Source organism: Burkholderia sp. 9120, from assembly GCF_000745015.1.
In the GTDB taxonomy this organism is placed as follows: Bacteria; Pseudomonadota; Gammaproteobacteria; order Burkholderiales; family Burkholderiaceae; genus Paraburkholderia.
This window is the reverse complement of record NZ_JQNA01000002.1, coordinates 2,748,269-2,772,140: the sequence shown is the minus strand read 5'-3', so window position 1 is coordinate 2,772,140 and position 23,872 is coordinate 2,748,269. Positions and strand designations below refer to the sequence as shown.

At 65.1% G+C, this 23,872-nt stretch carries 23 protein-coding genes; 15 read left to right on the top strand and 8 right to left on the bottom strand.

Annotated elements, in window-relative coordinates; translation table 11 throughout:
* Positions 1 to 269 precede the first annotated feature (269 nt).
* Complete coding sequence (locus tag FA94_RS20515; protein ID WP_035554545.1) at positions 270 to 1,955, top strand: isovaleryl-CoA dehydrogenase; 1,686 nt, start codon at positions 270 to 272, stop codon at positions 1,953 to 1,955.
* A 109-nt stretch (positions 1,956 to 2,064) separates the two neighbouring features.
* Positions 2,065 to 3,483 (top strand): coniferyl aldehyde dehydrogenase, encoded by a 1,419-nt coding sequence (locus FA94_RS20510; RefSeq protein ID WP_035554543.1) that lies wholly within the window; start codon positions 2,065 to 2,067, stop codon positions 3,481 to 3,483.
* A gap of 9 nt (positions 3,484 to 3,492) precedes the next feature.
* On the opposite strand, the gene FA94_RS20505 is transcribed toward FA94_RS20510, so the two are convergent.
* The 5 genes from FA94_RS20505 to fliE form a co-directional block, all read right to left on the bottom strand.
* Positions 3,493 to 3,855 (bottom strand): EscU/YscU/HrcU family type III secretion system export apparatus switch protein, encoded by a 363-nt coding sequence (locus FA94_RS20505; protein WP_035554541.1) that lies wholly within the window; start codon positions 3,853 to 3,855, stop codon positions 3,493 to 3,495.
* On the bottom strand, positions 3,855 to 5,243 hold the full coding sequence (fliK, locus tag FA94_RS20500; protein ID WP_035554538.1) for a flagellar hook-length control protein FliK: 1,389 nt from the start codon (positions 5,241 to 5,243) through the stop codon (positions 3,855 to 3,857). Before fliK ends, FA94_RS20505 begins: the two co-directional genes overlap by 1 nt.
* A gap of 119 nt (positions 5,244 to 5,362) precedes the next feature.
* Positions 5,363 to 5,689 carry a flagellar protein FliT gene (locus tag FA94_RS20495; protein ID WP_035554537.1) on the bottom strand — a complete coding sequence of 109 codons (327 nt, stop codon included), beginning with the start codon at positions 5,687 to 5,689 and terminating at the stop codon, positions 5,363 to 5,365.
* Complete coding sequence (gene fliS / locus FA94_RS20490) at positions 5,686 to 6,120, bottom strand: flagellar export chaperone FliS (protein WP_035554535.1); 435 nt, start codon at positions 6,118 to 6,120, stop codon at positions 5,686 to 5,688. Before fliS ends, FA94_RS20495 begins: the two co-directional genes overlap by 4 nt.
* 216 nt (positions 6,121 to 6,336) lie before the next feature.
* A complete protein-coding gene (fliE, locus tag FA94_RS20485; RefSeq protein ID WP_035554533.1) occupies positions 6,337 to 6,672 on the bottom strand; it encodes a flagellar hook-basal body complex protein FliE in 336 nt (111 codons plus the stop codon).
* Positions 6,673 to 6,907: 235 nt separating this feature from the next.
* Here fliE and fliF point away from each other — a divergent pair, with 235 nt between their 5' ends.
* From fliF to fliR, 13 genes are all read left to right on the top strand, one after another.
* Complete coding sequence (gene fliF, locus FA94_RS20480; RefSeq protein WP_035554531.1) at positions 6,908 to 8,707, top strand: flagellar basal-body MS-ring/collar protein FliF; 1,800 nt, start codon at positions 6,908 to 6,910, stop codon at positions 8,705 to 8,707.
* The gene (gene fliG, locus FA94_RS20475; protein ID WP_035554529.1) at positions 8,697 to 9,692 is read left to right on the top strand and encodes a flagellar motor switch protein FliG; all 996 of its coding nucleotides are present in this window, start codon (positions 8,697 to 8,699) and stop codon (positions 9,690 to 9,692) included. Before fliF ends, fliG begins: the two co-directional genes overlap by 11 nt.
* A complete protein-coding gene (fliH, locus tag FA94_RS20470) occupies positions 9,679 to 10,362 on the top strand; it encodes a flagellar assembly protein FliH (protein ID WP_197070227.1) in 684 nt (227 codons plus the stop codon). The genes fliG and fliH overlap by 14 nt, the downstream gene beginning before the upstream one ends.
* Positions 10,356 to 12,005, top strand: coding sequence for a flagellar protein export ATPase FliI (gene fliI, locus FA94_RS20465; RefSeq protein ID WP_035554524.1), 1,650 nt, complete (start codon positions 10,356 to 10,358; stop codon positions 12,003 to 12,005). The genes fliH and fliI overlap by 7 nt, the downstream gene beginning before the upstream one ends.
* A 2-nt stretch (positions 12,006 to 12,007) precedes the next feature.
* The gene (gene fliJ / locus FA94_RS20460) at positions 12,008 to 12,457 is read left to right on the top strand and encodes a flagellar export protein FliJ (protein ID WP_035554522.1); all 450 of its coding nucleotides are present in this window, start codon (positions 12,008 to 12,010) and stop codon (positions 12,455 to 12,457) included.
* A 67-nt stretch (positions 12,458 to 12,524) separates the two neighbouring features.
* A complete protein-coding gene (locus FA94_RS20455; protein WP_035554520.1) occupies positions 12,525 to 14,111 on the top strand; it encodes a flagellar hook-length control protein FliK in 1,587 nt (528 codons plus the stop codon).
* Positions 14,112 to 14,905: 794 nt separating this feature from the next.
* Positions 14,906 to 15,409, top strand: coding sequence for a flagellar basal body-associated protein FliL (fliL, locus tag FA94_RS20450; RefSeq protein WP_035554516.1), 504 nt, complete (start codon positions 14,906 to 14,908; stop codon positions 15,407 to 15,409).
* A 65-nt stretch (positions 15,410 to 15,474) separates the two neighbouring features.
* Positions 15,475 to 16,473: a flagellar motor switch protein FliM gene (gene fliM / locus FA94_RS20445; RefSeq protein ID WP_035554514.1), complete on the top strand. Its 999-nt coding sequence runs from the start codon at positions 15,475 to 15,477 to the stop codon at positions 16,471 to 16,473.
* Complete coding sequence (gene fliN, locus FA94_RS20440; protein ID WP_035554512.1) at positions 16,466 to 16,930, top strand: flagellar motor switch protein FliN; 465 nt, start codon at positions 16,466 to 16,468, stop codon at positions 16,928 to 16,930. Before fliM ends, fliN begins: the two co-directional genes overlap by 8 nt.
* A complete protein-coding gene (gene fliO, locus FA94_RS20435; protein WP_035554510.1) occupies positions 16,927 to 17,466 on the top strand; it encodes a flagellar biosynthetic protein FliO in 540 nt (179 codons plus the stop codon). The genes fliN and fliO overlap by 4 nt, the downstream gene beginning before the upstream one ends.
* A complete protein-coding gene (gene fliP, locus FA94_RS20430; RefSeq protein ID WP_035554508.1) occupies positions 17,466 to 18,302 on the top strand; it encodes a flagellar type III secretion system pore protein FliP in 837 nt (278 codons plus the stop codon). The genes fliO and fliP overlap by 1 nt, the downstream gene beginning before the upstream one ends.
* A gap of 52 nt (positions 18,303 to 18,354) precedes the next feature.
* Complete coding sequence (gene fliQ, locus FA94_RS20425; RefSeq protein ID WP_035554507.1) at positions 18,355 to 18,624, top strand: flagellar biosynthesis protein FliQ; 270 nt, start codon at positions 18,355 to 18,357, stop codon at positions 18,622 to 18,624.
* A gap of 37 nt (positions 18,625 to 18,661) precedes the next feature.
* Positions 18,662 to 19,444, top strand: a complete 783-nt coding sequence (fliR, locus tag FA94_RS20420; protein WP_035554506.1) for a flagellar biosynthetic protein FliR — start codon at positions 18,662 to 18,664, stop codon at positions 19,442 to 19,444.
* Between the two features lie 106 nt (positions 19,445 to 19,550).
* Here the strand turns inward: fliR and flgL are convergent, their stop codons facing one another.
* The 3 genes from flgL to FA94_RS20405 form a co-directional block, all read right to left on the bottom strand.
* Positions 19,551 to 20,774 carry a flagellar hook-associated protein FlgL gene (gene flgL / locus FA94_RS20415; RefSeq protein WP_035554505.1) on the bottom strand — a complete coding sequence of 408 codons (1,224 nt, stop codon included), beginning with the start codon at positions 20,772 to 20,774 and terminating at the stop codon, positions 19,551 to 19,553.
* 10 nt (positions 20,775 to 20,784) lie between these two features.
* Positions 20,785 to 22,758 carry a flagellar hook-associated protein FlgK gene (flgK, locus tag FA94_RS20410; RefSeq protein ID WP_035554504.1) on the bottom strand — a complete coding sequence of 658 codons (1,974 nt, stop codon included), beginning with the start codon at positions 22,756 to 22,758 and terminating at the stop codon, positions 20,785 to 20,787.
* Positions 22,759 to 22,924: 166 nt separating this feature from the next.
* A complete protein-coding gene (locus FA94_RS20405) occupies positions 22,925 to 23,692 on the bottom strand; it encodes a flagellar regulator YcgR PilZN domain-containing protein (RefSeq protein WP_494471401.1) in 768 nt (255 codons plus the stop codon).
* Positions 23,693 to 23,872 lie beyond the last annotated feature (180 nt).

Genomic DNA, 23,872 nt, shown 5'->3' with positions numbered 1-23,872 from the left:
ACTTGTCTACGTGTGTTTCAACGGCATTGTAGGGAGCGTTGGGAGGCGGCGGCAGCTTCGCGCCAGAGCGATTACTCTAAACGGAAGGCCCATCGCGCCCCTATGATGAAAGACGCGCGGCCGCCCGCCGGACGGCCGCGACAGCACGACACAGCGCATTCAAACACGGCACGTTGAGCGCCATCCTCATAGCGTGCGGCACGACACGCAGCGCTCAAACAGCACCCCGCCAGTCAGCACCGGCGAACCCGCGTGAACGGAGACAGCAGATGGAACGGCATAGCTTCGGCCAGACTCACGAGGTGACGAATCAGGCTCCGCCGCTGGCGGACTACAACCTGTTCGCCAGCGACGCCGCGTTGTCCGCCGCCCTCGACCGCGACGGCGCGCCGTGGCATCGCGATGCGTTGCTGCGGCACGGCGCCGCGCTCACCACGCCCGACACACTCGCCCTCGCCGAACTCGCCAACCGCCACACGCCGGAACTGTTCACGCACAATCCGCGCGGCGAGCGTATCGACGCGCTCGAGTTTCATCCGTCATGGCATACGCTGCTGTCGCTGCTGCGCCGCGAAGGTCTGCACGCGCTACCGTTTTCCGATCCGCAGCGCGGCGCGATGGTCGCGCGCTGCGCCGGCTATTTTCTGCATGCGCAAATCGAGTCCGGCTCGCTGTGTCCGCTGACCATGACGTTCGCGAGCATTCCGGTGCTGCAGCGCGAACCGGCGCTGTTCGACAAACTGCGCGACAAGCTCTACTCGCGCGACCATGATCCGCGCGACGTGCCGCTCTCGCACAAAGGTTCCGCGATGATCGGCATGGGCATGACCGAGAAGCAAGGCGGCTCGGACGTGCGCAGCAATCAGACGCGCGCCTATGCCACGGGCGGCAGCGGCCGGGGCGCTGCGTACCGGCTGGTCGGCCACAAGTGGTTTTTCTCCGCGCCGCAATGCGACGCGCATCTCGTGCTCGCCCGCACCGACGAACACGAAGGCCTGTCGTGCTTCTACGTACCGCGCTTCGCGCCGGACGGCCGCAAGAACAACGTGCAGATCCAGCGTCTGAAAGACAAGCTCGGCAACCGTTCGAACGCGAGCAGCGAGGTGGAATTTCTCGACGCGTTCGGCATTCTGATCGGCGACGAAGGGCGCGGCGTGCCGACCATCATCGAAATGGCAAATTACACGCGGCTCGATTGCGTGATCGGCAGCGCGGCGTTGATGCGCGCGGCGCTAGTGCAGGCGATTCATCATGCGCGGCACCGCAGCGCGTTCGGCCGTCAGTTGGCCGACCAGCCGTTGATGCGCAACGTGCTGGCCGATCTGGCGCTGGAGTCGGAGGCGGCCACGGTGCTGTTCATGCGGCTCGCGCGTGCGTTCGAGTCGACGGCGGATGCGTCGTCCACCTCGTCGGCGGAGCGGGCGTGGCGGCGCATCGTCACGCCGGCGTCGAAATACTGGGTGTGCAAGCGCGCGCTGGAATTCACCGGCGAGGCGATGGAAGTCTGGGGCGGCAACGGCTACGTCGAAACCGGCCCAATGGCGCGCTTCTATCGCGAAGCGCCCGTGAACTCGATCTGGGAAGGCTCCGGCAACGTGATGTGCCTCGACGTGCTGCGCGCCATGGAGCGCGAGCCCGACGCGGCACAAGCGCTGTTCGCCGCGTGGCAGGCGGACGCGCACGCGCAACCCGCTTTGCGCGCCGCGCTCGGCAAACTCGCCGCCGTGATCAATGGACCGGCCGACCAGCGCGAAGCATCGGCGCGACGGATCGCCCAGCAGATCGTGCTGATCGCGCAGGCGGTATTGCTGCTCCAGCACGCGCCGGCCGAAGTCGCCGACGCGTTCATCGCCACGCGACTCGGCGACGGCTGCGGCGAAAGCGGCCGCGTGTACGGCACGTTACCGGCGAGCTTCGACCACGCGGCGATTATCGAGCGGGCTTTTCCCGCCTGAGATCCGGCAACCAACCCAGCAAACCTTCAGGCACGCCGCACCAACAGCATCAATAAACCAATAAAGCGCGATGCAAACGCGCACCGACATCATCAGGGAGTAGACACACATGAAGAACGATCTGCCCGAGGTCGCCGCGCTCGAAGCGCTGCTGCGCGATCAACGTCACGCTTATTTGCGCGCGCCGTATCCGTCGTGGGAGACGCGCGCCGCGCACCTCAAAGCGTTGCGCAAAGTCATGCTCGACAACCGCGACGCGCTCGCCGAGACCATGAACGCCGACTTCGGCAATCGCGCCAAACAGGAAGTGCTGCTCGCCGAATTCCTGCTGGTGAAAGAAGAGATCGACGCCGCGCTGCGACACGGCAAGCGCTGGATGAAGGCGCAACGCCGCAGCACCAACAAATGGCTGCTACCGGCCCGCGCGAAGGTGGTGCCGCAACCGCTCGGCGTGGTCGGCATCATCGTGCCGTGGAATTATCCGGTGCTGCTCGCCGTCGGGCCGCTGATCAGCGCGCTGACTGCCGGCAACCGAGCGATCATCAAGATGTCGGAATTGACGCCGCGCACGTCGGCGCTGTTCGAGCAGTTGATCGGCCAGACCTTTGCGCGCGATCACGTCGCGGTGGTGAACGGCGACGCCACGCTCGCCGCCGCGTTCAGCGGGCAGCCGTTCGACCATTTGCTGTTCACGGGCTCGACCAAGGTCGGGCACGAAGTGATGCGCGCCGCCGCCGAGCATCTGACGCCGGTGACGCTGGAACTCGGCGGTAAATCGCCGGCGCTGATCGGCGCACATGCGCGTTTCGATAACGCGGTGGACAACCTGATCGCCGGCAAGACGCTCAATGCGGGCCAAACCTGTATCGCGCCGGACTACGTGCTGGTGCCGCGCGGCAAGGAGCAGGCATTCGTCGAACGGGCGCGCGCGCGGATGTCGAAGATGTACCCCGGTTTTGCCAGCAATCCGGATTACACGTCGATCATTTCGGCGCGCCACTTCGAGCGTCTGGAGCGTCTCGCGGACGAAGCCCAGGCCGCCGGCGCGCAACTGCACACGCTCACCGACAGTTCGCCCGATCCGGCGAGCCGCCGTTATCCGCTGATCGCCGTGACGAACGCGCCCGACGAATGCGCGCTGATGCAGGAGGAAATTTTCGGGCCGCTGCTGCCGATCGTCCCCTACGACACGCTCGACGACGCGATCGCGTGGATCAACGCCCGCCCGCGTCCGCTCGCGCTGTATCTGTATGCGGACGACGCCGCCACCATCGAACGCGTGACGCATGAAACGATTGCCGGCGGCATGGCGATCAACGAGACGCTGATGCATCTGGCGTGCGAAAGCCTGCCGTTCGGCGGCGTCGGCGCGAGCGGGATGGGCGCGTATCACGGCTACGAAGGCTTCGTGACGTTCTCGAAGATGAAGCCGGTACTGACGCAGGCGCGTCTGAACGCGCGTGGATGGATATCGCCGCCGTACGGCAAACGGGTGAATGCGTTGCTGAAGCTGATGATGCGGTTTTGACGCGGGCGCTCAGCGCCCCGCCGCCCCGCCTTCCACTTCAGTTGCGACTACGTCGGTGACGTCGCTCGCGTCGTCACCCTCGGCGCCTGGCGCGGGTTCACTCTCCGCGCCGCTTTCCAACCGGTGCAGCCACGCGAGCATTTCCGCCACCGCCTGATAAAGCTGCGGCGGAATCCGCGAATCCAGGTCCACCTGCATTAGCAGCGAGACCATTTCCGGCGCTTCGTGAACGTACAGACCGGCCTCCTTCGCGCGCTGCACGATCATCTCGGCCAGCATGCCGTAGCCTTTTGCGATCACGCGCGGCGCGGGATCGCCGCCCTTGGCGTCGTAGACGAGCGCGGCCGCGCTGCGGCGGTGTCTGCGACTCATTACATCTCCCAGTCGAAATCGTCGAGCGCGGCGCCGTTCGGCGCACGGCGCCCCGCCGCTTTATCCGCTGCCGCCGAAGCCGACGCCGAGCGCGCATACGCCGACGCCGCCGCCTGCGCGGCCGCCGCGGCGCCTGGCGCGTTTGCGCCGGTGGAAGGCGCGCCGCCGCCAATCTCGCGAATCGTCAAGCCGTTCAATTCGATCCCCGCTGCCGCCAGCCGCTGACGGAAATTCTCACCCTGCATCGCCAGCCGCGCCGCGCCGACCGGGCTCGCCTGCAAGCGCGCGACAAGGCGCGTGCCGGTCAACGTCAATTCCGCGTCGACGGTGCCGAGCGTGGGCAAAGACAGCGTCAGACGGGTGCGCCACGGCTGGTCGTCCTCGCTCGCCGCGCCGCCGCCGCTGCGGTCCCATTCGTCGCCGTCCTGTTCGATGGTCCAGTCGAGCTTGGCGCCCGGCCACGCTTCGCCGGTCCAGCGGAATTGCCCGGTCGCGAGCATATCCAGCTGCTGGCGCACCAACGGCACGGTCGCGGGATGCACCGCCGCCGCCATCGATTGCGAATTCTGCGACGCGCTGCCGTCGGCCGTCTGCGACGTGCCGCTATGCAGATTGGCATGCGTCGACTGCCCGTTCAGATCCGACAGCGAGCTGGCCAGCACCTCGCCGGCCACGAAGCGCGCGGTTTGCGCATTCGGAATGGGCTGCTGCGCACGGGCGGCGTTGGCGTCCTGCGCGCCGTTCGGCTGGCCGTTGCTCGGCGCGGCGCCCATGCCCTGGCGCGTCGACGCCGTCGACGCGCTCGCCTCGCTGCCATCGCTCGCCCAATCGAGCGGCAATTGCGCGGCGGCCACGAGCTTGTTTTGCGCCTCGTCGGCCAGGCTCGCGGGCGAACGCTGGCCCGCCAGCCATTGCGCGAGATGGGCTTCGTAGAAAAGACCGCTGTCGCCGACCGTCTGTTCGAGCGCGGCCGCGAGCGCCGCCACGGGCACCTGCGCCGCCGCCACATTGGCGGTGGCCGCGGTTCCAGCGGTATTCGGACTGGGATTGGCCGTACCGGAAGCGGCCGGCGTGTCGAACAGCGGCAAAGCGCCGATTTCGACGTCGAGCGCCGGCGCGGCGGGCCAGATCGGCATCTGGCCAAGCACGGCGGGGGTGGCTTCGCCGCCGGAGCGCACGATCGCGCTCAAGGTCAACGCCACGGCGGACAGCGCGGTTTGCGCGGAAGGCTGCGGTGCGGGTGTCGCGACGGGAGCAGCGGTGGTCGGCGCGTCATCGACGCTTGCCGCACCGGTTTGCGACGCGGTCGCGCTGCCGGGGGCGATATTGAGCAGACTGTCGATCCGGTTCGCTAGCAGCGAAGCGACGGCCGTGTCGATTCCGTTCATGCCGATTCCTTGATCACAGTGGCGGCAACGCGCTCAAATACAGTCAGTCAGGCGAAGCCGTGGGGAATCCAGCACAGGCGCGGCACACGGACGGCAAGTCGGCACGCAGGCGTGCGAACTCAGCGCGCCCCGTACAGTTCCTTGAGCACGCGCGTCGGCCGGCCGGCGAATAACGCCGACAGATTGGCCATGCGCGGATTTGCCAGATCGCGGATCGCGGCGTCGTCGGCGAGAATTTGCCGGATCAGCGCGTATTTACGCAATCGCTCCGATTCATCGAGCCTGACACCGGTCTCGGCGTCCTTCAACGCGTCCACCAGATGCCGGTATTCTTCCTGCAAGTGGACCAGATCGTTCCACAACGCGCGCCGGGCAGCCGTCAGCATGCGGCAGGAGATCGCTGCGATCGCCTCGTAGCGGGCGAAGTATTCTGCGTTCGATGTCATCTCATGCTTTCCGCGGCCGGCTGGACCGCCATCCGCGCGATTTCCGGGGCGATCCCGATCCATGCCTCTTCGAGTGTCGCCAGCAGGCCGTCGACCTCGACCAGCATCGCCTCGCTCTGTTTTACGTTGGCTTCGAGCAGCCGGCGCGACATGTAGCCATATAGCGCGTCCAACCGCTCTGCAATCTCGCCGCCCGCGTCAACGTTAAGCGATTGCTGCAGCCCGCTTTCGACGATCTGAATCGCCTTGCCGATCGCCTCTCCACGAGCCGGCACATTGCCCTGCTGCAAATGCATGCGCGCTTGCGCGATCGCCTGCCGGGCGCCCTGATACAACATCACGATCAGACGATGCGGACTCGCGCCCATCACCCCTGTCTCGACGCCCACGCGTGCGTACGCATTGGCTCCAGAGTGTCCTGGGGAAAACATCGGCGCTCCTCCTCTCTTGCACAGCGGTTGGTCATGACATCCCGTCCGGGCACGTTATCGCACCCGGATTTCTGCCTGTATCTGGTTATCGGATACGCAGCGGGAAAGCTTTAGGCCGGTGTAAGGAGGATTAAGGCGCCAGATGGCGCGGCCCGCCAGGGCCACACGGCAAACGGTGGTTCGGGCGGGCGGGTAAGCCTTGCCGCCCGAACGCCTTCATACCTGCATCTGCATGATGTCGTTGTAGGCGGACACCAGCTTGTTGCGCACCTGCAGGCCGAACTGGAAGCCGATATTGGCTTTCTGTCCGTCGACCATCACGTCGTTCAGCGAGACGTTCGACGCGCCGATTTCGAACGCCTGCGATTCGCCGGCGGCCTTCATCTGATCGCCGCTGATCTTGTCCAGCGAAGCTTTCAGCGCGGACGCGAAGCCGCCGGCCGAGGCCGCGCCGGATTGGTCGGCGACGGTGTTATTGCTGCCGGCCGCTTGCGCCGCCATCGACTGCATCTGTTGCAGCGCCGACGAAAGCGCGTTCACGGGCATAGTCATGTTCTCTCCAGGAATGACGACCGGCATGCCAGAACCGTACCGATCTGGGATGAAAGCATAGCAGCGGCGCATACGGGAAAGCCCCGAAACTAGGGGGGAAACCCCGCTCTATTCAAGCAATCGGGTTGAGCCGCGCTGCGGATAATTTCAATGGTGAAAGTCTCTGTCCGTACGCCCGCCGACCTCGGTGCGGTGAAGCGGCAGAACGCAAAGGCATCCCGGAGATACCCGACGCATGGATTCGTCAGCCAACTCTTTGATCAACCCCGACGCCCGCATGGGCCTCGCCGGTGCGCAGCCCGGCGCCGGCGCCCCCGGCGCCGGCCAGTCAGGCGGCGCCGCGGACCTCGGCGGCCTGGGGGGCAACCTCGGCGGCAATTTTGGTCAGCGCCTGTCGGGCCTCGCGCAAATGCGCGGCAACCCGCGCGCACCGCTGATTTTCGCGGTCGCGCTGCTGATCGCCGTGATCGCGGGCCTGTTCCTGTGGTCGCGGGCGCCGGACTACAAGGTGCTCTACAGCAACCTGTCCGACCGCGACGGCGGGGCGATCATCACCGCGCTGCAGGCCGCGAACATTCCCTACAAGTTCTCCGACGCCGGTGGCGCGATTCTCGTGCCGTCCGAGCAAGTGCATGAAATGCGTCTGCGGCTCGCGTCGCAGGGCCTGCCCAAGAGCGGCTCGGTCGGCTTCGAACTGATGGACAACCAGAAGTTCGGCATCAGCCAGTTCGCCGAGCAGATCAACTATCAACGCGCGCTGGAAGGCGAACTCGAACGCACGATCGAATCGATCTCGTCGGTAAAGTCGGCCCGCGTGCATCTGGCGATTCCGAAGCCTTCCGTGTTCGTGCGCGACAAGGAAGCGCCGTCGGCTTCCGTGCTCGTCAATCTGTATCCGGGCCGCGCGCTCGACGAAGGCCAGGTGCTGGCGATCACCCACATGGTGTCGTCGGCGGTGCCGGATATGCCGGTCAAGGGCGTCACCATCCTCGACCAGGACGGCAACCTGCTGACGCAGCCGTCCGGCGGCAGCGGTCTGGACGCTTCGCAGCTCAAGTACCGCCAGCAGATCGAACGCAACACCCAGCAGCGCATCGACTCGATCCTGTCGCCGCTGTTCGGCGCCGGCAACGCGCATTCGCAGGTCAGCGCGGATATCGACTTCTCCCGTACCGAACAAACCTCGGAAAACTACGGCCCGAACGGCAACCCGCAGCAGGCGGCGATTCGCAGCCAGCAATCGAGCAGCGCGACCGAAATGTCGCAAGGCGGTGCGTCGGGCGTGCCGGGCGCGCTGTCGAACCAGCCGCCGCAGCCGGCCTCGGCGCCGATCAACGCGCCGAACGGCGCAAGCGGCGTGACCACCACGCCGGTCAGCGACCGCAAGGACTCGACCACCAACTACGAACTCGACAAGACGGTGCGTCACCTCGAACAGCCGATGGGCGGCATCAAGCGTCTGTCGGTGGCGGTGGTGGTCAACTATCTGCGCGTGGTCGATGCCAAGGGCCACGTGACGATGCAGCCGGTCACCGCCGACAAGCTCGCGCAGGTCAATCAACTGGTGAAGGACGCCATGGGCTTCGACGCGTCGCGCGGCGACTCGGTCAACGTGGTCAACAGTTCGTTCAGCACCGAAGTCGATCCGAATGCCGACCTGCCGTGGTGGCGCACGCCGGACATGATTGCGCTCGCCAAGCAGATCGCGACCTACCTCGGCATCGGCGCAGTCGCCCTGTTCCTGTACTTCGTGATGGTGAAGCCGGCCGTGCGCCGCGCGTTCCCGCCGCCGGAACCGGTCGCTGTCGCCGCGCTGAACTCGCCGGACGAGCCGATCCTGCTGGACGGCATCCCGGCCGCCGAGCGCGCGGGGGTGAGCACCGTCGCCGAACTGGAAGGCGACGCCGAGATGATGGCGCTCGAAAACGCCAAGCACAAATATGAGCGGAACCTGGAATTCGCCCGCAGCATCGCGCGTCAGGATCCGAAGATCGTTGCAACCGTCGTGAAAAATTGGGTGACTGATGAGCGCTGAAGGCGTAATGAAGAGCGCGCTCCTGCTGATGTCGATCGGCGAGGAAGAAGCCGCGCAGGTATTCAAGTTCCTCGGGCCGCGTGAAGTCCAGAAGATCGGCGTAGCGATGGCGGCACTGAAGAGCGTGACCCGTGAGCAGGTCGACGAAGTCCTGCAGGAGTTCGTGCGCGAGGCGGAACAGCACACCGGCATGTCGCTGGATTCGAACGAGTACATCCGTTCGGTGCTGACCAAGGCGCTCGGCGACGACAAGGCCGGCGCGATCATCGACCGGATTCTGCAAGGCAGCGATACCAGCGGTATCGAAGGCCTGAAGTGGATGGACTCGGCGGCCGTCGCGGAACTGATCAAGAACGAGCACCCGCAGATCATCGCGACGATCCTCGTTCACCTGGACCGCGATCAGGCGTCGGAAATCGTCGCCTGCTTCACGGAACGGCTGCGCAACGACGTGCTGTTGCGGATCGCGACGCTCGACGGCATCCAGCCGGCCGCGCTGCGCGAACTCGACGACGTGCTGACCGGCCTGCTGTCCGGCAGCGACAACCTCAAGCGCAGCCCGATGGGCGGGATCCGCACGGCGGCCGAAATTCTCAACTTCATGTCGAGCAACCATGAAGAAGGCGTCATCGAGAACGTGCGCCAGTACGACGCGGAACTTGCGCAGAAGATCATTGATCAGATGTTTGTGTTCGAGAACCTGCTCGATCTGGAAGACCGCGCGATTCAGTTGCTGCTGAAGGAAGTCGAGTCCGAAGCGTTGATCATCTCGCTGAAGGGCGCGCCGCCCGCGCTGCGCCAGAAGTTCCTGTCGAACATGTCGCAGCGTGCTGCCGAACTGCTCGCCGAAGACCTCGATGCGCGCGGCCCGGTCCGCGTCTCCGAAGTCGAGACGCAGCAACGCCGCATCCTGCAGATCGTGCGCAACCTGGCGGAAAGCGGCCAGATCGTTCTAGGCGGCAAGGCGGAAGATGCATATGTCTGATCAGAACTCCTCGGCGAAGGAACGGCTCTCGGCCTACCAGCGCTGGGAGATGGCTTCGTTCGATCCGGTGCCGCTGGCGCCGCCCGAACCCGAGGTCGACGACGGCGCGTTCGAAGCCGAACTCGAACGCCTGCGCGATTCCGCGCATGCACAGGGCATCGCTTCGGGCCATGTGGCCGGTCAGGCGCTCGGTTATCAGGCGGGTTACGACCAGGGTCATGCTCAAGGTTTCGAGCAAGGCCAGAGCGAAGCACGCGAAGAAGCGGCGCGGCTCGCGGCGCTGGCCGAGACCTTCAAGGTGGCGCTAGAAGGTGCTCAGGGCGCGATTTCCGAAACGCTGGTCGCGCTGGCGCTAGACATTGCGCAACAGGTGGTGCGCCAGCACGTGCAGCACGATCCGACCGCACTGATCGCCGCCGCGCGTGAAGTGCTGGCCGCGGAACCCACGCTGATCGGCGCGCCGGCCTTGATCGTGAGTCCCGCCGATCTGCCCGTCGTCGAAGCCTATCTGATGGAAGAACTGCAAACGCGCGGCTGGACCGTGCGGACCGATCCGGCGGTGGAACGCGGCGGCTGCCGCGCGCAAGCCGCGACCGGCGAAGTGGATGCCGGTATCGACACGCGCTGGGAGCGCGTCGCCGCTGCGCTCGGCAAGGTGAGTACGTGGTGAAGCCGACGCTCGAAGATATCCGCGCCAGCGACCTGACGCCGCTCGAGCGCGAACTCGCGCTCGCGTCGTTCGGCGCCGAGGCGCTGACGGATGAGCCGGCAAAGGGCGCGGCGGATGCGGCCCAGGCCGCTTCGGCGCAGCGCGATCCAAGCCTGGCGCATCCGGCGACCGGCGCGGCGGCCAGCCGCGAATCGGCGGCCGCGAAACTTGCCGGCACGGCCGCTGCCGCTCAAGTCCACGCCCCATACGATCCCGCGCTCGACAGCAATCCGCACATGCAAGCCTGGCGCGGCCGGCTCGACGCGCTGCGCGCGCGCAGCGCGATTGCCAAGCCGATGCGCGCCTGCGGAAAGTTGACGCGCGCCGCGGGGCTGGTGCTGGAAGCCGTGGGCTTGCGCCTGTCGGTGGGCGCCGAAGTGATGATCGAACTGCCGCTCGGCAGTTCGCGGCCGATGGCCGAAGCCGAAGTGGTCGGCTTTGCCGGCGACAAACTGTTTCTGATGCCGACCACCGAAGTGATCGGCCTGCTCCCCGGCGCGCGCGTCTATCCGCTCGAAAGCGCGCCGATCGCCGATCCGATGGCGGGCGCGAAACGCCTGCCGGTCGGCTGGGAATTGCTCGGCCGCGTGCTGGACGCGTCCGGCCGTCCGCTCGACGGGCTCGGCCCGCTCGGCGCGCACGCCGACGCGCCGCTGTCCGCGCCCGTGATCAACCCGCTGCACCGCGAGCCGATTCACAAGGTGCTCGACGTCGGCGTGCGCGCGATCAACGCGCTGCTGACCGTAGGCCGTGGCCAACGCATGGGTTTGTTCGCCGGCTCGGGCGTCGGTAAATCGGTGCTGCTCGGCACGATGGCGCGCTACACCAGCGCCGAAGTGATCGTGATCGGCCTGATCGGCGAACGCGGCCGCGAAGTGAAGGAATTCATCGAACAGATTCTCGGCGAGGAAGGTCTGGCGCGCTCGGTGGTGATCGCCGCCCCGGCCGACGTCTCGCCGTTGCTGCGGATGCAGGCTGCCTCGTATTCGACGTCGCTCGCCGAGTATTTCCGCGATCAGGGCAAACACGTTTTGCTGCTGATGGACTCGCTGACCCGCTACGCGATGGCGCAGCGCGAGATCGCGCTGGCCGTGGGCGAACCGCCCGCCACCAAGGGCTATCCGCCTTCGGTGTTCGCCAAGCTGCCGGCGCTCGTCGAACGAACCGGCAACGGTCCGGCGGGCGGCGGGTCGATCACCGCGTTCTATACCGTGCTGACCGAAGGCGACGACCAGCAGGATCCGATCGCCGACTCCGCGCGGGCGATTCTGGACGGCCACATCGTGCTGTCGCGCTCGCTGGCCGAGGCTGGACACTATCCGGCGATTGACATTGAAGCGTCGATTAGCCGGGCAATGACCGCGCTGATCGACGATAACCATCTGGAAAAGACGCGTATGTTCAAGCAGATGCTGTCGCGCTATCAGCGCAACCGCGATCTGATTAACGTCGGCGCCTACTCGAGTGGGCGCGACGCGCTGCTCGACCGGGCGATTGCGCTGTATCCGCGGATGGAAGCATTTTTGCAGCAAGGTTATCGCGAGTGCGCGAACTTTGAACCGAGTCTCGAGATGCTGGACGCGCTGTTTGCCCAAGGAGGCTGACGATGGCGAAACACTTTCCGATCAAGACCCTTATCGGCCTGGCTCAGGACGATGTCGACGCCGCAGCGCAACGTCTGGGCCGCGCGCAACGCGAGCGCAACGACGTAGAGGCACAGCTCGACGCCCTCGTGCAGTACCGCGACGAATATCACGCGCGCTTCACGGCGACGGCCCAAACTGGCATGCCGGCCGGCAACATGCGTAATTTCCAGGCTTTCATCGACACGCTCGACGCCGCCATCGACCAGCAGCGCAACCTGCTGGTGACGGCCAATGCGCGGGTCGAGGCCGCCAAGCCCGACTGGCAACGCCAGAAGCAGAAGCTCGGCTCGTACGAAGTGCTGCAGGCACGCGGCGAAGCGGCTGAAGCGAAGACCATGGCGCGGCGCGACCAGCGCGACGCCGACGAACATGCCGCCCGAATTCTGAGGATGCGTGCCGAAGGCGCATGACGCGCCCCGGTACGACAACCACCTCGACTGACTGAACACCCCGTTTGACGGATTGACAGGATTCCCTATGTCGCCACTTTCACAGATCGGCTCACTGCTCGGCACCGCCAGCAGCTCGTCCACGAACGCGGCGATCGCCGCTGCGGCGAACGTCCAGCCGTTCTCGCAAACGCTGCAACAGAGCATCGACCAGCAGAGCAGCGCGGCTGCGCAGAGCGCCAAACAGCAGGCCGCGGCGCAACAGGCTGCCCAGCAAGCCGCCCAGCAGCAACAGGCCGCTCAGCAGCAGGCTGCGCAACAACAGGCCGCGCTGGCCGCAAGACAGCAACAGGTTGCACCGACGCCGGCTTCTCCGCCCGCGTCTTCGTCGGCTTCGTCCGAGTCGACGTCGAGCGTGCATGACGCTCCGCCGCCGGCCGATCCGTCCACGAAGAGCGCGAGCGACGCGAACAGCAGCGGCAGCAACTCGACGGGGACGACCTCGTCGGCTTCGTCGTCGGGCAATGCGCAGCAGGCGTCGACTGGCAATACGACAGGCACGCCGGCCAAGTCCGGCAACGCGGCGAACCAGGCTAATGCCGGCACGGCGGCCGCCGCCGCAGCGGCTCAAGCCCAGGCTCAAGCGCAGGCCAACGCGAACGCCGCGACCACGCCGACGCTTCCGGATCCGACGACGGCCGCGGCCGCTCTGCCGGACACCCTGGCGGGCACGGTCACTGACGGCACGACGAGTGGTACGCCCGGCAAGAAAACGAGCGCAACGGATTCGAAGGCGACCGACGACGCCTTGCAGGCGGCATTGGCCGCACTGGCGAGCGGCCAGGGCGTGGTGCCGCAACAGGCGCTGGCCAGCGGCGCGGCGGCGGGTGCCGCGACGATGGGCACGGCCGGCGCGAATGGCGGCCTGAACGGCACGTCGGACGGCAAGACGTCGGCGGCGGGATTGTTTGGCGACAGCAAGGGGGCGAGCGCGTCGAAAACCGCCCTGACGGCGGCGACGACCGCGGACCCTTCCGCGGCGGCCAAGGCGGCGGCGGACACGTTGGGCGCGACTGCAGCGGGCGCCGGCGCTCAGACTGACGATGTGGCCTCGTTCAAGAATGCGGCTGACGCGGCGACGGCGGCGCTGGCTGCGACGCAGGCGGCGGGTGCGGCGAGCGTGACGACGGCGGTGCAGAGCACGGCGAATGCGGGGGCGGCGCAGGTGGCGAATGCGTTGGCGCCGCAGGTGGGCACGACGGATTGGGAAGACGCGTTGAGTCAGAAGGTGGTGTTTCTGTCGAATGCGCACACGCAGAGTGCTGAGTTGACGTTGAATCCGAAGGATCTGGGTCCGTTACAGGTGGTTTTGCAGGTTGCCGATAACCATGCGCATGCGTTGTTTGTTTCGCAGCATCAGTCGGTGCGGGAGGCGGTTGAGGCCGCGTTGCCGAAGTTGCGGGAGGCGATGGAGCAGAATGGGATTGGGCTTGGCAGCGCTAGCGTGAGTGATGGGTTTGCTCGGCAGAGCGGGCAACAGTCTGGGCCGTCCGGCGGTGGGGGGGGTGGGCGCTCTTCGGCGTCTTTTGCCTCCGGTAGTGGGGATGATTCTGCTTCTAGCGTCGTTTCTGTTCCCGTTAAACGGACTGTTGGGCTTGTTGATACTTTTGCCTAGGCGGCTGCTTTTTGGGCCTGCTGGCCTGCTGGGTTGTTGGCCTTTCCTTGATTTCACGGTGGTCTATTGGCGTTCCCCCTGTGCGGGGGGGCACCTACTTTTCTTTGCCTGCCGCAAAGAAAAGTAGGCAAAAGAAAGCGGCTCACACCGCTAATTCTTAAGCGGGTCCCCCGCGCAGTCACAGTAGTGGCTCATCTGGAATCCGTGCCCCCGCGCACTCCGCGTCCGTGACACAGCATTCATTCATCCCGCCTCACGCTTCGCGCTCACCGGATCGGTTCGGCCGGTAGTTTTGGTTTCTCCGTGGGGGCCATCGGCTTCTCCATGGGGGCCATCGGCTTCGCCTCGGCGAGGTGACCCAAAAACCAGCGGTGAATACCGCCCGGGGTTTGGAAAGTGCCCGGGGGCGCGCGTAGCGCTGCCGGAAGAATGACTGCTTTGTCACGGACGTTGAATGTGCGGGGGCACGGATTCCAGATGGGCCAATAGCGTGGCTGTGCGGGGGACCCGCTTAAGAGTTAGCGGTGTGAGCCGCTTTCTTTTGCCTACTTTTCTTTGCGGCAGGCAAAGAAAAGTAGGTGCTCCCCCGCACAGGGGGAACGCTAATAGACCACCGTGAAAGCAAGGAAAGGCCAACAACCCAGGCGCAAACCCCAAAAGCCCCCCGCCAAGGCCAACTCTAAAAACAAGAGATAGCCCTCAATAACCCTTCTTTTCGACCCATCGCGCACCGCCCAAATCAACAACAATCACCATCACCATCACCAGCACTAAAGGCAAGCAAAGCAAACCTCATGGCAACCACAACCGCAAACCAGCAAGCCGTGCCCGCTTCCCCGGGCCCCTTGAAGCGCATCATCCTGATCGCCGTCATCGCGATCATCGCCGCTGGCGCCGCCGGCGCGGGTGTGTGGTTCTTCATGTCGAAACGCGCGCCCGTCGCCGCATCGACTGAAGCCGCCGCGCCGACGCCGCCCGCCGTGCCGCTGTTCTTCCCGCTCGAATCAATGACCGTCAACCTGCAATCGGACGACGGCCAGCAACACTTCCTGCGCATCGGCCTGACGCTCAAGCTCGGCGACGCCCGCACGCAGCAGGAACTCACCGACCATATGCCGGAAGTGCGCAGCCACATCCTGCTGGCACTGTCGAATAAACACCCGGACGATCTGGCACCGCTCGACGGCAAGCGCGCACTCGCCACCGAACTCAAGACGCTGATCGAACAGCCGACCGATAAGGGCGCAGCGCCGATCCGCGTCGACGACGTGCTGTTCACCGAATTCGTCGTGCAGTGACGCCCCCCGCGACGTTGCATAGCGCTGCCACCATCAACCGCCACGGTACGCACGAGGAATAAGGAATGGGCCACGAAGAGTTCATGTCCCAGGAGGAGGTCGATGCCCTCCTCAAGGGCGTAACCGGCGAAACAGATTCAGAAGCCGATACCAGCGAACGTGTGGGCGTACGCCCGTACAACATCGCGACGCAGGAACGCATCGTCCGCGGCCGGATGCCCGGCCTCGAAATCATCAACGACCGCTTCGCGCGTCTGTTGCGCGTCGGTATCTTCAACTTCATGCGGCGCTCGGCGGAAATCTCCGTCGGTCCGGTGAAAGTGCAGAAGTACAGCGAATTCACCCGCAACCTGCCGATCCCGACCAACCTGAACCTGGTCCACGTGAAGCCGTTGCGCGGCACCTCGCTGTTCGTGTTCGACCCGAACCTGGTGTTCTTCGTGGTCGACAACCTGTTCGGCGGCGACGGGCGTTTCCATACCCGCGTCGAAGGCCGCGATTTCACGCAGACCGAACAGCGCATCATCAACAAGTTGCTGAACCTGGTGTTCGACAACTACACGGCGTCGTGGAAAAGCGTGCGCCCGCTGCAGTTCGAATACGTGCGCTCGGAAATGCACACGCAGTTCGCCAACGTGGCGACGCCGAACGAAATCGTCATCGTCACGCAGTTCTCGATCGAATTCGGCACGACCGGCGGCACGCTGCACATCTGCATGCCGTATTCGATGATCGAACCGATTCGCGACGTTCTGGTGTCGCCGATTCAGGGCGAAGCGCTCGAAGTCGATCGCCGCTGGGTGCGCGTGCTGTCGCAGCAGGTGCAGGCCGCGGAAGTGGAACTGACCGCCGACCTCGCGCAGGTGCCGATCACGTTCGAAAAGATTCTGAACATGCGCAAAGGCGATGTTCTGCCGATCAACATTGCCGAACACATCACCGCGAAAGTGGATGGCGTGCCGGTGATGGAATGCGGCTACGGTATTTTCAATGGTCAGTACGCGTTGCGGGTCCAGAAAATGATCAGCGCAGCCGACACGATGAAGGAAGGTGGATATGAGTGATCTGAACGCAAAGCCTGAGACCGAACTGGCCGGCACTGCGCCCCAAATGGCGGCTGACGAGGTCTCGGCCGAAGACGATACGGCAATGGCGGACTGGGCCAGCGCGCTGGCCGAGCAGAACGACAACGAAGAAGCCAGCCCGACCACGGCGGGCGTGTTCCAGCCGCTGTCGAAAGTCGAACCGACCACGACGCGCAACGACATCGACATGATCCTGGACATTCCTGTCCAGATGACCGTTGAACTCGGCCGCACCAAGATCGCGATCCGCAACCTGCTGCAGCTGGCGCAGGGTTCGGTGGTGGAACTGGACGGCATGGCCGGCGAACCGATGGACGTGCTGGTCAACGGCTGTCTGATCGCACAGGGTGAAGTGGTGGTGGTGAACGACAAGTTCGGTATCCGTCTGACCGACATCATCACGCCGTCCGAACGTATCCGGAAGTTGAATCGATGAAACGCTTTGCCGGTCGCGCTTCGGCCTCGATCGCCCTGCTGGCCATGCCGTTCGCGGCGTTCGCGGCCGACATGAACGCGGTCAACAACGCCGCGAAAATCGCTTCCGGTGTCGGCGCCGGCACCGCCGTTCCGGCACTCGGCGTCGGCGCGGTATTGCAAACCATCTTCGCGTTGCTGGTCGTGATCGGCCTGGTGTTCGCGTGCGGCTGGCTCGCGCGCCGTTTCGGCCTGCAGCCGGCCAGTCGCGGCGGCCTCGTGAAAACGGTCGGCGGCGCCTCGCTCGGCGGCAAGGAACGCGTCGCGGTCGTCGAGATCGGCGATACGTGGCTCGTGCTCGGCACGGCGCCCGGCAATGTACGACTCCTTCATACGATGCCGGCGGGTTCCGCCGCGCTCGATCCCGCCGGCGCCACGTCGCCGGCTGCGCCCGGCACCAGCGCCGCGTTGCCCGGCAGCTTCGGCCAACGCTTTCGCGATGCGTTGAAAGGCGAAGTGGGCAAACGGTTCAACGGGCAAGGCAACGGGGTTCGTTAATGCAGTTCAGTCTTTCTTCGGCGCGTCACGCGCAATCCGCTCGCATGCACAGCACCGCTTCGACAGTTATGGCCGCGCTCGGTCGCGTCGCGCGCCGTATCGCGCCGCTCGCACTGCCCGCGCTGATGCTCGCGCTGCCGACGCTGTCGTTCGCGCAAGCCGCCGGTTTGCCGGCCTTCAACACGAGCCCCGGTCCGAACGGCGGTACGACCTATTCGCTGAGCGTGCAGACAATGCTGCTGCTCACGATGCTGTCGTTCCTGCCGGCGATGGTGCTGATGATGACGAGCTTTACGCGCATCATCATCGTGTTGTCGCTGCTGCGCCAGGCGCTCGGCACGGCCACCACGCCGCCGAATCAGGTGCTGGTCGGTCTGGCGCTGTTCCTCACGCTGTTCGTCATGTCGCCGGTTCTCGACAAGGCCTACAACGACGGCTACAAGCCCTTTTCCGACGGCACGATTCCGATGGAAACGGCGGTCAATCGCGGTCTCGCGCCGTTCAAGACCTTCATGCTGCGGCAGACCCGCGAAACCGATCTGGCCTTGTTCGCCCGCATCTCGCACGCCGCGCCAATGCAAGGTCCGGAAGACGTGCCGCTGTCGCTGCTGGTGCCCTCGTTCGTCACCAGCGAACTGAAGACGGGTTTCCAGATCGGCTTCACGATCTTCATTCCGTTCCTCATCATCGACATGGTGGTAGCGAGCGTGCTGATGTCGATGGGGATGATGATGGTGTCGCCCGCCACGATCTCGCTGCCGTTCAAGCTGATGCTGTTCGTGCTGGTCGACGGCTGGCAGTTGCTGCTCGGCTCGCTCGCGCAGAGCTTCGTTTAAGCGCGCTATTTAATCGGGGCTGACGCCCTTCACGCTTTCCGGTTCCCTCGCCATGAATCAAGAATCCGTCATGACGCTCGCGCACCAGGCCATGTATGTCGGCCTGCTGCTCGCCGCGCCGCTGCTGCTGGTCGCGCTGGTGGTCGGTCTGGTGGTGAGCCTGTTCCAGGCCGCCACGCAGATCAACGAAACGACCTTGTCGTTCATTCCGAAGCTGCTCGCGATTGCCGTGACCATGGTGATTGCCGGCCCGTGGATGCTGACCACCATGCTCGACTATCTGCGCCAGACGCTCACCAACATTCCGACGCTCGTCAACTGAGCGCGGCGCCGGTCCTCGCTCACCCTTCCCCGCTGTCATGTTCTCCGTCACCTACGCGCAACTGAACGGCTGGCTCACGGCCTTCCTGTGGCCGTTCGTGCGGATTCTCGCGCTGGTCGCCACCGCGCCGGTGCTCGGCAACAAAGCCTTGCCGATGCGCGTAAAGATCGGCCTCGCGGCCTTCATTACGATCATCGTCGCGCCCACGCTCGGCGCGATGCCGCAATTCACGGTGTTTTCCGGCGCGGGCGTGTGGATCATCATCAATCAGTTTCTGATCGGCATCGCGCTCGGCGTGACCATGCAGATCGTGTTCCAGGCCATTAGCGCGACCGGCGACTTCGTCGGCCTCGGCATGGGCCTCGGCTTCGCGACCTTCTTCGACGCGCAGGCGAGTAGTTCGAGCCAGGTGCTGTCGAGCTACATGAACACCATCGCGATGCTCGTGTTTCTGGTGATCGACGGTCATCTGCAAATGATCAGCGCGCTGCTCGCAACCTTCCAGTCGGTGCCGGTGTCGGCGAATCTGCTCGGCGCGCCCGGCTGGCACACGCTGGCGATGTTCGGCAACACGGTGTTTTCGGCGGGTCTGCTGCTGTCGCTGCCGGTGGTCGTCGCGCTGCTCATCACCAACCTCGCGCTCGGCATCCTGAACCGCGCGGCGCCGCAAATCGGCGTGTTCCAGATCGGTTTCCCGCTGACCATGCTGATCGGCATGCTGCTCCTGCAGCTGATGATCCCGAACATGATTCCGTTCTTCATGCGGCTGTTCGACATCGGGATCGATCAGATGGGACGCGTGGCGGCCGGGTTTCGATAGATAGCAAGACCTGACCGCAACGAAAAGAAACGCTGCCACAAACAGAAAGGGCGGATCCCGGTTCACACCGGGATCCGCCCTTCTTCGTTTCAGACTGCTTTGACGCCTAGTTCAGGTACTGGAACAGCGAGATGTTCTGAATCTTCGCGAAGGCCTGCTGTGCCGCTTGCAGCGCGTTCTGCGTCAGCGTGTACTGACCGATCGTCTTGACCATGTCGGTCTGCGTCAAATCCGCCAGGTTGCTCGCGGTCTGCAGCGTGTTGGTCTGCGTGACCGTCTGCAAAGCCTGCACTTCGTTCATGCGGCCACCCACGGTCGCCTGCGCCGTCTGCACGTTGTTCATCGTGTTTTCGAGCTGCGTCATGCTGGTGGTCAGTTGGCTCTGGAAGCTGGCCGTCTGCGCGCCGGGCGTGAGCGGCGTTTGCAACGTGGTGATCAACTGGCTCAGATTGGCGAACACGTCCATGCTGCCCTGCGTCGCCGGCGTCACCGTAAAGCTGTCGCCCGAATTCGGCGCGCCGCTGATCGACACCGACTGGCCGCCGATCGTGATCGCCGAACCGGCCGTGAACGGCTGCGCCGGGCTCGTGCTCGTCGCGCCGGTGGCCGGATTGGTCTGGCTCACGGTGTAGGTGGTCCCCGACACGAAGTTGATCTTGTACGTGTCCGCGTTGGTCGGGTCGGTCGGATTGGTCAGGCTGACGCTGCTGACCACGCCGGTGCCGGTGTTGCCGGCCGCTCCCGCCGGCACCGCGCTGGTGCCGATCGACGCGACGCTGCCGAAGATCGCGAGCCCGTTATCGCCGGTCTGCAGCGTACGCGAGCCGGTAATCTGCACAGCCGGCGAGCCGGTGTCGCCCGAATAGGTCACGGCGCCGGAGGCGGTCGTCGAGTACGGCTGGGCGCCGCTTTGATAGCCGGCGAACAGGTAGTTGCCCTGCGGGTCGGTGGAATTGGCGAGCGTCATCAACTGGCTGCGCAGACTCGTCAATTGCGTGGCGAGCGCGCCGCGGTCGCTGTCGGTCAGCGAACCGTCGCCGGCGCGCAGCACCAGCGTGTGAATGGTCGTCAGCACGGTGTTGACGCTGCCGAGCGTCGAGTCTTCCTGCTGCATCGACGCGAGCGCGGAGGTCTGATTGGTCGTGTACTGCGCAAGCGTGGTGGCCGTCGAGCTCAACTGCACGGCCTGCGCCGCGCCGAGCGGATTGTCCGACGGCGTGGACAGACTCACGCCGCTCGAAATCTCGGCATAGATCTGCGACAACTGAGCTTGCTGGTTGCTCATTGTCTGCACGTTCATGTTGAAGTACTGCGCGCTGGAGATACGCATGTTCAACGCCTCACTGGAAGATGCCAAGCAACGTCTGGAACAGGGTCTGCGCGGTCTGAATCACCTTGCTGTTCGCCTGATAGAGCTGCTGATACTGAAGCAGGTTGGCTGCTTCCTCGTTAATGTTCACGCCCGAGACCGACTGCTGCGCGGCGGTGATCTGCGTCACCAGCGCGGTTTGCGCCGTGCTCGCCGTCTGCACCTGGTTGGTCTGGTTGCCGATCTGGTTGACGTAGTTCGCGTACGCGCCGCTCAGCGTGACCGTGCCGCCCGCCAACGCCTTCGCGGTGGAGAGGTTCGACAGCGCCAGCGCGTTGCGGCCGTCGCTGGTCGCGCCGGTGTTCGGGCCGATGGTGAACTTGTCGCCTGCGGCCGGCGTGCCGCTGATGGTCATCGTGACCTTGTTCATCTGGCCGGCGGACGAATTGGTGATCGTCAGCGTCGCGCCGTTGGCCGTCGAATACGGCACCACGGTGGTCGCGTCGGTAATCGGATAACTGGTCGGCGGCGTGCCGGCCACGGTCACCGTCGAACCGGCCGGGAAACCGGTCAGACCCGTGCCGTTGTACGCCAGCGTGGTCGTCGAATTCGGCATCGTGTAGCCGGCCGTCACCGACGGCGAGGTGATCGTCGCCGTGCCGGTGTTGCCGGTCGAGGCCGCCACCTGCAACGGCAGCGCGGCGGCGATCGCCGCCGGATCGGTCGAGGCGGTCGCGAAGCTGTTCAACGCGCCACGGGTCGGCTCGACCGTGAACGAGTCGCCGGCTTTCATCGTGCCGGTGGTCGAAAAATTCAGGCCGTTGATCGGCTGGCTCAGATTGCTCGCCGAGCCCACCACTGCGCCGCTCGAGTTGTCGGTCAGCGTGTAGGTGCTGCCGTTGAAGGCGAGCGTGTAGTCGCCGGTGGTCGGCTGCGCGGGGTTCGCGAACGAAACGTTCAGTGAGGCGTTGCCGGTGTTCTGCGTGTTCGCGTAGACCGTCGGGCTGCCCACCGAGAACAGCGCGCCGCCCTGGGTGCCGCCGAGCGTAATGCCCAGGCTGTTTTGCGCGTTGACCTGCGCGGAGAAGCTCACGGCGATCGCGCCGAGTTGCGCTTCACCCGGATCGAGCGTCTGGCTGCGGAACTGCAGCAGGCCGCCCAGCGAGCCGCCGGTGACTTTGCTGTCCGGCAGGTTTTGCGGCGTGGCGGCCGGATTCGCGCCGGCCTGGCCGAGGTACTGCACGGACAGTTCGCTGGAGTCGCCCGTCGACGGCGCGGTGCCCAGGTTATAGCTGTTGGTGGACGACACGAGCGGCTGCCCGTTGCCCATGAACACGCTATAGCTGCCGTTGCTGTTGACGACCTGCACGCCCACCAGTTGCGACAGATTGGACACGGCGAGGTCGCGCTGATCCATCAGTTGGTTCGGCGGCTGGCCTTGCGTGCTGGCCTGAGCGATCTGGCCGTTCAACTGCGCGATCTGCTGCGTGTAGCTGTTGATCTGCGAAACGGTGTTGGTGAGCTGCGTGTTGACGCTCTGGCGCAGCGAGTCGTATTGCTGGCCCGCGGCATTGATCTGGTTCACCAGCGTCTGCGCGCCGCTCACCGCGGTCTGGCGGGTCGACAGTGTCGACGGGCTGTTCGAGACGTTCTGCAAGCCGGTGAAGTAGCTGGTGATCGCGCTCGAAATCCCGGCAGTCGGGCTGCCGATCAGATTGTTCAGTTGCGAGATCAGCGTGTTGTAGGTCGACAGCGAGCTACCCGACGCTTGCGCATTGTTCAACTGGGTCGTCAGATACTGGCTGTACTGGCGCGTCACCGTGGTGGTCGAAACGCCTTGCGGCAGATAGCCGGAACCCGTGTACTGGCCGCCGCTTTCCGCGTAGACCGGGGTTTCGATCGTATAGCCGGGCGTCGACGCGTTGCTGATGTTCTGGCCGGTCGTCGTGAGTCCCCACTGGGCTGCGTTCAGTCCACTGAGGCCGAGATTGATGAGATCTGACATGCGTCATCCTGAAGGGCGACATCGACCGCATGCCGCCGCGTTGCTTGAACAGTCTGTTTAACGGCCTCGATGCGGAAAAATTGAGGCCGTTCCGATGCGTGTTCGACGTTTGTTTCAACGTTTGCGAGGCCGTGCCGCCGGGGCCTCGTGATCCATCCGCGAAAGCTCAGCGCACCAGCGAGCGGCGCTTCATTTCGAGCTGCGTGATCAGGCGTTGCAGCGTGTTTTCGGCGCTGCCCGGCAGCGTCAGAAAACGGAAGCCCAACTGGTAGCGCTGCGTGCCGTTCGGCAACGCGGTGGAGCGGTGCGACACCAGTTGCAGATCGAGCGAAAGACGGCCGAGCGCGCCGAGCATCAGCTCGCAATCCAGCAGCTGGGTGCCCATCGGCAATTCGGCGACGCGTTCGTCGGTGGTGCGCATGCCGACGCCGCCCAGCGACAGATCGTGCACTTCGAAGCGGAACGTATCGCCCTCAGGCAAACGGCCGGTACACATGTACGGATCGAGAATCGGCGCATCGACGCGGAAATATTCGCGGCGCTGCACGTAAAACAGCACCTCGGGGAAGTCGGCTTCGAACGCCGGCAGCCCTTCGTAGCGGGTCTCGCGCGGTGTGGAGGTGGCGAACTCGACGCGCACGCCGTCCGGCTGCGCATGGAACTGGCAGCGCGGCGCGGCCAGCAGGCCCTGGTTCTGTTCGGCGAGCGCGCCCCAGTCGAACGTGAAGGTGCGCCCGCGCACGTCGACGTCGAGCAGCCGCGTGACGAGCTGGCCGCTCGCGTATTGAGCAGTGAGGAAATCGCCGCGATTGACGAGATTGCGTAGCTGTACGCCGATCTCCAGCGGATTGCGACGACCGAAATCGTTGGAACTTTCGTCTGGTGAAGCGTGCGGCTGGCCGGGCGCTTCGGTCTGGCCATTCGACTGGTTCATATCCATGGGCTTGCCGGTATGCATGTTCTTGCGGGCGCGTGCCAAGGCTCCTGCCGGGGCTTTCGCGCGGTCTTCATCGAAGCCGCAGCACGCGCATTCAACCGGACAATACTGCGCTTTCCGGTATCGGGTCTAACTGATTAGCGGCATCGCCAGGCCAAAATTTAGGGGCCTGTAATG